Raw genomic sequence first — 11,589 nt, 5'->3', positions numbered from 1 at the left:
TGTCGCCGGCTCACGAGGTCGGGAGACACTCGGTCTCGCCCCGGATCTTGTATTGCCCCTTGACCGACGACTCCAGGAAGAGCACTGTTCGATACTCCTCGCTGGTGACCGAGAAGGACACGCCACCGTGGTCTTCGGCGATTCTGTAGGGCGCGACCCGGGTCAGCGCGCCATTCAGGATGTCATTAAGCGTGCCGGGCTCGCGGTCCGGGGCGGCGTCCCGGGCGGTGGCGGCGAAGGTGCGCTTGGCCTTGCCCTCACCGCAGGGGATGTCCCGTCCGCCCGGATCGGTGATTTGAACATCCAGAACGTGGGCCTCCTTCATCAGCTCGGTGATGTGGCGCTTGAGCGTCTCACCCGCCTGGGCGGCGGTCGGGCCCTTGTCGCCGCAGCCGGACACCGCCAGCAGTGTCACCGCGCAAGCCGTGACGCCGAGCCGTACGAGACGAGCCATGAAGTCCTCCAGAAGGCTGGCCGACTTGCGCTAGATCCCATAATGTCCAATTGATCGGCTCGGTGTACCCCCATCGGCAGAGGGACGTATGAGTCAGTCCGCGAACGAAGCGGTGCCCAACCCGCAGCGCCAAGCCCTGGAGCGAACCCTGGCCGAGGTCAGGATGCGGGTCTCCATCCTTGAAGCCGCGCTCGACCCTGTCCACCGCCAGTTCACCGGTCAGCCCACGTGGGTCGGCCCGGCGGCACGGCGGTTCGCCGACGACCTCAGCGCTCGCCGCGTACGCCTTCGCCAGGCGGCCCAGGCCATCGTCACCACTCTGGAAGAGGAGATCCGCGCCCTCCCGGCCTACGCCCCGCCGCCTTCCCCGGGCTACCGCTGATCTCCTTCGGACCCGCCCGGACGGCCTGCGCGCGGCGCTGGAGCGATGATGCGGCATCTCCTACTGAGACGAGGCGGCGAACCGTGTGCCCGCCGTGGCGCTTCCGAATGGTGTTCGCGCCTGCCGGCGGTCTCGTGACTCTCACGGGATCTGCCGGACGGCTCCCTTGTCGGCGGATTGGGCGATCATGGCGTAGGCGCGTAGAGCTGTGGAGACGGGTCGGCGACGTGCGGGTGGTTCGGGTCGACGGCCGGCGAGGACGGCGTCGGGCACGTCGAGGGTGAGGGTGCGTGCGGGGATGTCGATCGTGATCAGGTCTCCGTCGCGGACGAGGGCGATCGGCCCGTCGGCGGCTGCTTCCGGGGAGATGTGTCCGATGGCCAGTCCGGAGCTGCCGCCGGAGAAGCGGCCGTCGGTGATGATGGCGCAGGTGTCGGCGAGGCCGCGGCCTTTGAGGTAGGCGGTGGGGTGCAGCATCTCCTGCATGCCGGGGCCGCCGCGTGGTCCTTCGTAGCGGATGACCAGGGCGTCGCCGGGGGCGAGGCGGCCGGACAGGATGGCTTCGACGGCCTCCTCCTGAGACTCGACGACAAGGGCGGGGCCGGAGAAGACGTGCAGGTGTGCGGGGACTCCGGCGGTTTTGACGACGGCTCCGTCGGGGGCGAGGTTGCCGCGGAGGACGGCCAGGCCTGCGTCGGGTGAGTAGGCGTGGGCGACGTCGCGGATGGCTCCCTGTGCCGGGTCCAGATCGAGGGAGTCCCACCGCTGGGATTGGGAGAAGGCGGTGGCGGAGCGGACCCCGCCGGGTGCGGCGTGGAACAGCTCCACGGCCTCGGGTGCCGGTTCGGCCGACCGGACGTCCCAGGTTGAGAGCCATGCGGTCAGCGAGGGGGCGTGGATGGTGTGCACGTCCTCGTTGAGCAGGCGGGCGCGGTGGAGTTCGCCGAGGATGGCGGGGATTCCGCCGGCGCGGTGGATGTCCTCGACCAGGAGCGGGCCGTTGGGCGCGACCTTGCACAGGTAGGGGATCTGGCGGGAGCGGGCTTCGATGTCGGCGAGGGTGTAGTCGAGGTCGGCCTCGTGGGCGGCGGCCAGCAGGTGCAGGATGGTGTTGGTGGAGCCGCCCATGGCCAGGTCGAGCGCCATCGCGTTATCGAAGGCGGCCCGGGATGCGATGGTTCGGGGCAGTACGGAGTGGTCGTCGTCGCGGTAGTACCGCCTGGTCAGCTCGACGGCCGTGCGGCCCGCCTGTTCGTAGAGCGTGCGGCGCGCGGTGTGGGTGGCCAGGGTGGTGCCGTTGCCGGGCAGGGCCAGGCCGAGCGCCTCCAGCAGGCAGTTCATCGAGTTGGCGGTGAACATTCCGGCGCAGGAACCGCAGGTGGGGCAGGCGTTCTCCTCGATCCGGGCGAGGTCGTCGTCGGAGACGGTGTCGTTGACGGCCTCGGCCATCGTGGTGATCAGGTCCAGCCTCCGGGGCCGTCCGTCGGCGAGGGTGGTGCGGCCGCCTTCCATTGGACCGCCGGAGACGAAGACGGTGGGGATGTTCAGCCGCAGCGCCGCCATCAGCATGCCGGGTGTGATCTTGTCGCAGTTGGACACGCACACCAGCGCGTCGGCGCAGTGTCCGTTGACCATGTACTCGATCGAGTCGGCGATCAGGTCCCGGGAGGGCAGCGAGTAGAGCATCCCGCCGTGGCCCATGGCGATGCCGTCGTCGATGGCGATGGTGTTGAACTCGCGGGCGATCCCGCCGGCCTGGTTGATCGCGGCGGAGATGATCCGGCCGACCGGCTGGAGGTGGGTATGGCCGGGGACGAACTCGGTGAAGCTGTTGGCGACGGCGATCAGCGGCTTGACGCCGATGTCCGCCGAGGGAACTCCGGAGGCGCGCATCAGCGCTCGGGCTCCGGCCATGTTCCGCCCATGGGTGACCGTTCGTGATCTCAGTTGCGGCATGCGGTCCATAGTGGTGGTACGCGCAGCGGCGGCGAAGACGGGCGTACTACTAGTAGTACTACCACCAGTAGCTATCCTGACCCGCATGAACGAGTTGGGCACCTTCCTTAGAGCACGCCGCGGGAGGCTCGGCCCGACCCAGGTGGGGCTGCCCCCGGCCACAGGGCGCCGCAAGCCCGGGTTGCGGCGGGAGGAGGTCGCGACCCTCGCGGGGATCAGCGTCACCTGGTACACCTGGCTGGAACAGGGCCGCGACATCCAGCCATCGCGCCAGGTCCTGGACGCCCTCGCGCGCACGCTGCGGCTGTCGTCCGCCGAACACTCCTACATCCTGGGCCTGGCCGGATACACCGCCCTGCCACCGGCCGCCGACACCGCGGCCGACGCCCCCGCGCACGTGCAGCGACTACTGGACGTGCTGGTGTCCTCGCCCGCGTATGCCGTCGCGCCGGACTGGAGGATCACAGCCTGGAACGCCGCCTACGAGGACCTCTATCCGAACGTCGCGACCGTACCTGCGGCCGAAAGGAACCTGCTCTGGCTGGTGTTCACCGACCCTTACGTCCGCGATCTGCTGCCTGACTGGGAGACCACCAGCCGCCGGTTCCTGGCCGAGTTCCGCGCCGAGGCCGGGCCACGGCTCGCCGACCTGGCCCAGTCACCTGTGATCACCCGCCTGCTGCAGATCAGCCCCGACTTCCGCGACGGCTGGGGAGCCCACCGCATCGAGGGCTTCACCTCCCGGCTGCGTACCTTCCGCCACCCGCGAGCCGGTGTGCTCCATTTCGAACATCACCGGCTCGCCCCAGCCGACCAGCCCAACCTGCATCTGGTGATCTACACCCCCGCCACCGAGCCTGGAGGGCGGACGGTCTGAAGGCGGCGGGATGACCGCTCGGCTCGCCCGACCCCAGACGCTTTCGCTTAGGTAAGCCTTACCTTGAAAAGAGGCGGAGTCCGACCTAGAGTACAACTCCTCAGAGGACCTGAGGACTTGGAGGAACATCGTGGTGAACCCCACGGACATGACCTTGCTGGAGCAGGCGGCGGCGGTCCGCGAGCGGCGGATCTCGCCCGTCGAGCTGGTGGACCGTCACCTGGAGCGGATCGAGCGGTACGACGGCGGGTTGGCGGCTTACGCGACCGTGGACGAGGCGGGTGCCAGACGGGCGGCCAAGGAGGCCGAGCAGAAGGTGATGGCCGGAGCCGACCTGCCGCCGCTGCACGGAGTCCCCGTCTCGGTCAAGGACACCTGGCCGGTGGCGGGGCTGCGGTTCTCGGCGGGCTCGCGCGCCTTCGTCGACCGCGTCGCGCCCGTGGACGCCGCCGTGGTGACCGCGCTGCGCGAGGCCGGGACGGTGATCCTCGGCACGACCAACGCGGCCGAGTTCGGCTGCTCGTCCTACACCGAGACGTTCTACGGTGCGGCCCGCAGCCCCTACGACCCCGCCCGGGGCGCGGGCGGTTCCAGCGGAGGCGCGGCGGCGTCGGTCGCGGCGGGGCTGGCGGCCGGGGCGCTGGGCAGCGACGGCGGCGGCTCGGTGCGGATACCGGCGGCGTCCTGCGGGATCGTCGGCATCAAGCCGAGCCGGGGTCGCGTGACCCCGGCCCCCGGGACCGATGCCCTGGGCCTCGGCACGGCGGGGCCGCTGGCCCGGACGGTCGCCGACGCGGCGGCGCTGCTGGACGTGATGAGCGGCAGCCTGCCCGGCGACGCCGGCACGCTGCCTCCCGCGCCGGACGGTTGCTTCCGCGCGAGCGCGGACCGCGATCCGGGACGCCTGCGTATCGGCGTCCTCCCCCCGGCCGGCGGCACCGCCGAACCGTGCCGGACGGCCGCCGGCGCGACCGCCGACCTGCTCTCCGACCTCGGCCACGACGTCAGCGATGCCCCGCACGCGGGCCCCGACGACTACCGGGACTTCTTCACCGTCCTGTGGACCACGCTGGCCGCCGCCGTCCCCGTCCCCGAGGACAAGGAGGGCGAACTGCTCGACCTCACCCGCTGGCTACGCGAGGAAGGGAGGCGGTACAGCGCGTCCGACCTGGCGACCGCGCTGGCCCGTATGCAGGTCAAGGCCCGCGAGCTGGGACGGCGGTTCGCCGAGTTCGACGTCCTTCTCAGCCCGACGCTCACCGGCGTCCCCCCGGAGGTCGGCGCGCTGGTGGACTCCCGCGACCCGGCCAGGACGTACGCGAACATGCTCGCCCTCGTCCCGCACACCCCACTGTTCAACATCACCGGCCAGCCCTCGGTCAGCCTGCCGCTGCACTGGACGGCGGACGGACTCCCGATCGGGATCATGCTGACCGGACGCGTCCACCACGAGGCCGCGCTGATCTCGCTGGCCGCGCAGATGGAGCGCGCGCTGCCCTGGCACGACCGGCGTCCGCGCCTGGCGGCGGAGGTCCGGTGAAGAAGGCACAGCTCGGCTTCCTGACCGGAACCCACGTCGTCAACGACATGTACCAGGGCTCGGTGCCCGCCCTGCTGCCGTTCCTGATGTCCGACCGCGGCTACAGCTACGCGGCCGTGTCGGGGATCGCGCTGGCGGCCACCGGACTGTCCAGCGTCGTCCAGCCGGTCTTCGGCGCGGTGACCGACCGCATGCACCGCAGCGGCTGGCTGATCCCGGCCGGATTCGTCACCGCGGCCCTGGGCATCACCGGCGCGGGGCTCGCGGGCAACTACCTGGTGACCTGGCTGTGCGTGGCGCTGGCGGGGATCGGCATCGCCGCCTACCACCCGCCCGCCACCAACCACGCCCGCGCGGCGGGCGGCGACTCGCAGAAGGCGATGAGCCTGTTCTCGGTCGGCGGCACGATCGGCGCCTCGCTGGCCCCCGCCCTGGTGACCCTGGTGGTCGGCTCGCTCGGTCTCGGGGGGATCTGGCTGCTCGCCGTCCCGGCGGCGGTCATGGCGGTGCTGTGGACGGCGCGCGTCCCCTGGATGCGGCGGCGCGGCCATGCCCCGGCCCTGCCGCTCGTCCCGCGCGCCGGGGAGACGCGCGGACGGGACGACTGGCGCGCCTTCGGCGTCCTGGTCGCCGCCACGGTCTGCTGGTCCATCCCGTATGTGACCGTGACCTCGATGCTCTCCCTGCACGTCCGGCAGAACCTGCACGCCTCGTCGGCGGCGGGCGCGGCGGCGCTGACCTCCCTCACCCTCGCCGGCGCGCTCGGCACGCTGCTCGGCGGATGGCTCGGCGACCGGCGGGGGCGGCTCTTTCCCGTCCGCGCCGGCTACCTGCTGGCCATCCCCGCGCTGGCGGCAATCGCATTCGCGCCGACCTTCGCTGTCGCCGAGGCCGCGACCGTGGCGTGCGGGCTGGCGATGTTCCTGCCTTTCGCGCCGCAGGTGACCCTCGCCCAGGACTACCTCCCCAACCGGCCGGGGACCGCCAGCGGCCTGACGCTCGGGCTGGCCATGTCGGTGGGCGGGCTGACCTCCCCGTTGCCCGGTTGGATCGCCGACGCTTACGGCCTGCGCGCCGTCCTCGCCGTCGTGCTGGCGGTGCTGGCGGTCGGGGCGGTGTTCGGCCTGCGACTGCGCGAACGGGCACCGCTGCCGCCCGAGCCCGCCCCGGTGGCGGTCCTGAGCCGAGAGCTCTGAGGAGCTGTTACCTTGCGGTCATGAGCGTTCGGGCCGTTCACCATACGTCGCTGGTCGAGAAGGCCGTCGCCGAGCTGCGCAGGCTGATCGGCGACGGGGAATGGCCGGTCGGCACCAAGCTGCCGGGCGAGGTGGAGCTGAGCCGGCTCCTCGGGGTCGGCCGGTCCACCTCGCGCGAGGCGGTCCGCGCGCTCATCGCCGACGGGCAACTGCGCGCCCAGCACGGTTCGGGCACCTACGTCGTATCGGCCACCCCGGTCTCGGAGTTCGACCGGACGCTGCGGCGCGGCCGCGTGGCGGACGTCTACGAGGTGCGGGTGGCCCTGGAGGTCGAGGCCGGACGGCTGGCGGCGCTCAGGCGCACTCCCGACGATATAGCGGCGCTGCGGGCCGCCCTGGCCGCCCGTGACGCCGCCTCGACCGGGCCGGAGCTGGCCGAGGCGGACGTCGAGCTGCATCGGCTTGTGGTGCGAGCGGCGCACAATCCGGTGCTGGACGAGGTGTTCACGACCTTCCTCGGCGCGCTCCGGGCGACCGCCGCCTCGGTGATCGCCGACGACCGGCGCTCCCCCGACCAGGACGACCGCACCGCCAACGCCCACCGCGCCCTGGTCCAGGCGATCGTGGACGGCGACCCAGACGCCGCCGTGGCCGCGACCCGCCAGAACCTCGACCCCACCCTCGCGATCCTGCGCTGAACGGTCCCCGATCCTCAAGCCCTGGCGAACTGTCCGGGCGTTGCCCGCCGCGGCGCCGTCCAGATGAACGCGGTCCACGGCGATCACGTGCCGCTGCCGGAGCGCGATCCGTACACCGATCTCTACGGCTTCGTCGAGCAGGAGCTCGGGATCGCTTCGTACTGAGAAATGGGCCGACTCGCTCTCCGGGACATCACCCGAAGAGCGAGTCGACCCGCGCTCATGTCCGGCCCTGCGAAACCTAGGCGGGGCGGAAGGAGTCCCTCGCCTGGGGGGCGGCGTGCTTGATCATGAGGTGCCGGGTGACGGAGTACTCCTGGACCGCTTCCTGGCTCATGTCCTTGCCGAAGCCGCTGCCCTTGACGCCGCCGTGCGGCGCCTCGGAGGCGATCGGCAGGTGGTCGTTGATCCAGGTGACGCCGACGTCCAGGCGGTGGGAGACGCGCAGCGCCCGGGACACGTCCGTCGACCAGATCGACGAGGCCAGGCCGTACTGCGTGTCGTTGGCGAGGCGGACCGCCTCGTCCTCGGAGTCGAACGGCACCGCGACCAGCACGGGCCCGAAGATCTCGCCCTGGACGATCTCGCTGGACTGGTCGGCGTCCGCGACGAGGGTGGGCGCGTAGTAGAAGCCCGGGCCGTCCAGCGGCGTACCGCCGCAGACCACGCGGCCGGAGGCGCGCGTGACGAATCCGTGCACCCGGTCGCGGTGGGCCTGCGAGATCAGCGGGCCGATGTCGGAGCCCTCGTCCCACGGGTCGCCGGGCCGCACCCGGGAGAGCGCGTCGCGCAGCGCCTCGACGCCCTCGGCGTACCGCGAGCGCTCGATGTAGACGCGGGTGGCGGCGGTGCAGTCCTGCCCGGTGTTGTACGTGGCGCCCATGGCGACACCGAACGCCATGTCCTCAAGGGAGGCGTCGGCGAACACCAGCGCGGGCGCCTTGCCGCCGAGCTCGAGGTGGACGCGCTTGAGACCGTCCACCGCGCCCTGCATGACGGCCCGGCCGGTCGCCGTGGAGCCGGTGACGCTGACCATGTCCACGCCGGGGTCGGTGACCAGGGCCTGCCCGACTTCGGCGTCTCCGGTCACCACCTGCAGCAGCCCCTCGGGGGCGCCCGCCTTGGCGAACAGTTCGGCCAGCCGGAGCGTGCTGCGCGGCGTCTGCGGCGCGGGCTTGATGACGACCGCGTTGCCGGCGGCGAGGGCCGGACCGATCTTCCAGATCCCCATGATGAAGGGGAAGTTCCACGGCGCGATCGAGCCGACGACGCCGACCGGCCGCCTGATCAGCACAGAGGTGTAGCCGGCGCTGAGCACGCCCGCGCCGGTCCCGTCGAGCGAGCGTCCGGCCCCCGCGAAGAACCGCAGGTTGTCCACGCCGAACGGCAGCTCGCCGTCACGGAACACCGGGGCCGGCTTTCCGGTCTCCTCGACCTCCAGCCGGGTCAGCTCCTCAGCGTCCTGCTCCACCAGGTCGGCGAAGCGCAGCAGCACCCGCGCCCGCTCGGCCGGGGTGCTCTCCCGCCACTCCTCGAAGGCCGCACGCGCGGCTCGTACGGCCGCCGCCACGCCGTCGGGCGACGTGTCCGGCACGTCCTCGATGGGCCGGCCGTTCGCGGGATTGATCAGGGTAGCCATGCCATCCTCTTTCATCGGTCACGATGAACCTGCCGACATTCGCCACAAATACGGCAAATGTCGCAAATCGCCTTAGTTATACGTTCACCGTGGATATCAACTGTCGAACCCGACGCCGAAGCGGTCGAGCAGGCTCAGCCACGGCCCGCGACGGCCCGCGTTCTCGTCCGCCCGGGCCAGCGCCCGCCGGGTGATCTCGACCACCGGCCAGCGCAGCGGCTCCGGCGGGAACGGGACCGGCAGGCGGCGCACCATCCGCAGCCCGGTCCGCCGCGTCGAGCGGCGGGCCAGCAGGTCGAGGCCGACCAGCGCGCCGAACCGGGAGGCGCCGACACCCAGGCCCGTGTAGCCCAGCGCGTACGCCACCCTGCCGCCCATGGCGGTGCCGAAGAACGGGGTGAACCTGCTGGTCGAGTCGATCGCGCCGCCCCACTTGTGGGTGAACCGCACCCCGTCGAGCTGCGGGAACGTCTCGAAGAAGTGCCGCGCGAGCAGCTCGTGAGTGGCGTCGCGCTGCTCGGCCCCCGCGCCGCCGAAGTTGTAGATGGCGTCGTAGCCGCCCCACAGGACCCGGCCGTCGGCCGTCAGGCGGTAGTAGTGGAACTGGTTGCCCGCGTCGGTGAGGCCCTGCCCCTCCGCCCAGCGCAGCGACGCGCGCTGCGACTCCGACAGCGGCTCGGTGACCAGCACGTAGTCCCAGACCGGCAGCACGAAGTTGCTCAACCTGCGCAGCGGCGGCGGGAACGCGTTGGTGGCCAGCAGCACCTGCGCCGCGTCGATCACACCGGAGCCGGTGGTGACGCGGACCTTGGCTCCGGAACGTTCCAGACCCGTGACCGCCGTCTTCTCGTAGACCCGGACGCCGAGCCGCTCGGCGACCCTGACCAGGCCCCAGGCCAGCTTGGCCGGGTCCAGGATGCCGCCGGTGCCGCGCAGCCGCAGCCCGCCGAGGTACGTCGGCGAGTCCACGTCGGCGCGCATCTCGTCACGGTTGAGGAAGACCGCGTCCTCACCGTGCTCGTGGTGCAGCCGCTGGGCCTCCTTGAGCTCGGCGACGTGGTGCGCGGCGACCGCGACCGTCGTCTTGCCCACCAGGCGCAGATCGGCGTCGATGTCGTGGGCCTCGACGAACGCGGCGATGGCCGCGAGGTTCTCCCGGCCGAGCGCGAGCAGCGTGCGCATCTCGTCGGGCCACAGCTTCAGGCCCTGGCTGAGCCCATGGGTGAGCGAGTCGGAGATGAACCCGCCGTTGCGCCCGGTCCCGCCGTACGCGATCGAATGCGCCTCGACCAGGACCACGTCACAGGCGGGGTTCTCCTCCTTCGCCAGAACGGCGGCCCAGAGGCCGGTGAAACCACCGCCGACGATGAGCAGGTCGGCGGTGGTACGTCCGTCAAGCGGGTGATACGCCGGCGCCCCGGGCCTGTCGGTCCAGAAGACCCGGGGAGCGGCGTCCTTCAGTGCTTTCACTTGGCAGCGATCTTCTCAATTACGTCGGCGGCGACGCGCAGGCCGTCCCTGCGCCGGATCTCCGCGCCGTGGGCGGCCAGCCGCTCGCGCAGCTCGGTGTCGCCCAGCAGGCGGTCGAGGGCGCCGGTCAGCTCCTCGTCGGTGAACTTGTAGGTGTCGAGGCGGACGCCGTAGCCCTTCTCGTGCACCCGCTGGGCGTTGTCGTACTGGTCCCAGAACAGCGGCAGCAGGATCATCGGCTTGCCGAAGTGCAGCGCCTCGGTGGTGGTGTTGTTGCCGCCGTGGGTGATGACGAGGTCCACCTGCGGGATGATCGCCGCCTGCGGCACGAACTCGGCGCCCCACATGTTCGGGGCCAGCTCGATCTCCTCGTGCAGCGGGCCCTTGGAGACGATGAACCGGTACGGCGTCGTGGCCAGTACCGAGATCACGCGGCGCATGAGCTCGACGTCGGCGGAGCCCAGCGAGCCGAGCGAGAAGTAGACCCAGGGGCCGTCACCCGGGACCTCGGGAAAGGTGAACTCGTCGTCCGTCTCGCGCACCGACGAGTCGAGCCGGGTCCACGTCGGGCCGAGGGGACGCTCGTCGGTATAGTCCACGATCTCCGGATACACGTACAGGTTCGCGTCGCCCTCGTGGATGAACTCCAGGTCGGGCAGCGGCGGAGCGCCCTGCTCGACGACCCACTCGTTGAACGCGGTGTAGATCTCGCGGTGGGTCCGGTCGTACTCGGCGCGGAAGGCGTCCCACTCGCTCCTGTCGTCGGCGGGCAGGCCGGAGAAGGCCGGAGCGATGTCGGCGCCCTTCACCTCGAGGGGGTTGCAGGAGACGATGCGCACGAACGGCTTGCCGGCCGTGAGCAGCGCGGGGAAGGAGATGACGTTGTCCTCGACGATCACGTCCGGCTGGACGCGCTCGATGATGGCCTTGAGCTGCGGCTCGCAGTACTTCGCGCCGTCGATCAGGGCGTCCCAGATCGGCTTGGTGACCGTCTCCTGCTGCTCGAAGGTGCTCTTCCGGTACTCCGGCGCGGTGTCACGGATGAAGTCCTTCCAGAACTGCCCCGCGTCCTGCTCCTCCTCGGCCGGCGGCGCGAGGTCGACCAGGTCCTCCTCGAAGCCGAGGGCCTCCAGCTTGCCCTTCCACGACGCCTCCGCAGCGAAAACCACGCGGTGACCGCGCTTGCGCAGGACGTCTCCGATCCCGATGCAGTTGTTCGTCGGCCCGTACGCGCTCTCGGGCATGAAGAGGATAGTCAGCTGCTTGTCTGTCATCTCCGGACTCCCTGACTTGTTGAACCGTGATTCAAATAGGTATCTAGCGCGCCGTCAATAGCTGGGACATTATGGGTAGGCCAGTTGTTGTCGTGCGTTCAAA

At 71.0% G+C, this 11,589-nt stretch carries 10 protein-coding genes; 5 read left to right on the top strand and 5 right to left on the bottom strand.

Annotated elements, in window-relative coordinates:
* Positions 1-10: 10 nt before the first annotated feature.
* Positions 11-415 (bottom strand): hypothetical protein, encoded by a 405-nt coding sequence (locus AWQ68_RS33810; RefSeq protein WP_157546103.1) that lies wholly within the window; start codon positions 413-415, stop codon positions 11-13.
* 127 nt (positions 416-542) lie between these two features.
* Here AWQ68_RS33810 and AWQ68_RS33805 point away from each other — a divergent pair, with 127 nt between their 5' ends.
* The gene (locus tag AWQ68_RS33805) at positions 543-836 is read left to right on the top strand and encodes a hypothetical protein (protein WP_066948645.1); all 294 of its coding nucleotides are present in this window, start codon (positions 543-545) and stop codon (positions 834-836) included.
* Between the two features lie 141 nt (positions 837-977).
* On the opposite strand, the gene ilvD is transcribed toward AWQ68_RS33805, so the two are convergent.
* Positions 978-2,792, bottom strand: coding sequence for a dihydroxy-acid dehydratase (ilvD, locus tag AWQ68_RS33800; RefSeq protein WP_066948642.1), 1,815 nt, complete (start codon positions 2,790-2,792; stop codon positions 978-980).
* 85 nt (positions 2,793-2,877) lie between these two features.
* Here ilvD and AWQ68_RS33795 point away from each other — a divergent pair, with 85 nt between their 5' ends.
* From AWQ68_RS33795 to AWQ68_RS33780, 4 genes are all read left to right on the top strand, one after another.
* A complete protein-coding gene (locus AWQ68_RS33795) occupies positions 2,878-3,669 on the top strand; it encodes a helix-turn-helix transcriptional regulator (RefSeq protein ID WP_066948639.1) in 792 nt (263 codons plus the stop codon).
* A gap of 130 nt (positions 3,670-3,799) precedes the next feature.
* Complete coding sequence (locus tag AWQ68_RS33790; protein ID WP_245656366.1) at positions 3,800-5,209, top strand: amidase; 1,410 nt, start codon at positions 3,800-3,802, stop codon at positions 5,207-5,209.
* Positions 5,206-6,405 (top strand): MFS transporter, encoded by a 1,200-nt coding sequence (locus AWQ68_RS33785; protein WP_066948636.1) that lies wholly within the window; start codon positions 5,206-5,208, stop codon positions 6,403-6,405. The genes AWQ68_RS33790 and AWQ68_RS33785 overlap by 4 nt, the downstream gene beginning before the upstream one ends.
* A gap of 20 nt (positions 6,406-6,425) precedes the next feature.
* Positions 6,426-7,103, top strand: a complete 678-nt coding sequence (locus AWQ68_RS33780) for a FadR/GntR family transcriptional regulator (RefSeq protein ID WP_066948634.1) — start codon at positions 6,426-6,428, stop codon at positions 7,101-7,103.
* Positions 7,104-7,344: 241 nt separating this feature from the next.
* Here the strand turns inward: AWQ68_RS33780 and AWQ68_RS33775 are convergent, their stop codons facing one another.
* From AWQ68_RS33775 to AWQ68_RS33765, 3 genes are all read right to left on the bottom strand, one after another.
* Positions 7,345-8,742, bottom strand: a complete 1,398-nt coding sequence (locus AWQ68_RS33775) for an aminobutyraldehyde dehydrogenase (protein WP_066948631.1) — start codon at positions 8,740-8,742, stop codon at positions 7,345-7,347.
* Positions 8,743-8,838: 96 nt separating this feature from the next.
* Positions 8,839-10,212, bottom strand: coding sequence for an NAD(P)/FAD-dependent oxidoreductase (locus AWQ68_RS33770; RefSeq protein ID WP_066948630.1), 1,374 nt, complete (start codon positions 10,210-10,212; stop codon positions 8,839-8,841).
* A complete protein-coding gene (locus AWQ68_RS33765; RefSeq protein ID WP_066948627.1) occupies positions 10,209-11,486 on the bottom strand; it encodes a glycosyltransferase in 1,278 nt (425 codons plus the stop codon). Before AWQ68_RS33765 ends, AWQ68_RS33770 begins: the two co-directional genes overlap by 4 nt.
* Positions 11,487-11,589 lie beyond the last annotated feature (103 nt).

Source organism: Microtetraspora fusca, assembly GCF_001570365.1.
Classification (GTDB): domain Bacteria; phylum Actinomycetota; class Actinomycetes; order Streptosporangiales; family Streptosporangiaceae; genus Microtetraspora; species Microtetraspora fusca.
The sequence above is the reverse complement of the archived record's forward strand: the minus strand, read 5'-3'. Positions and strand labels throughout refer to the sequence as shown.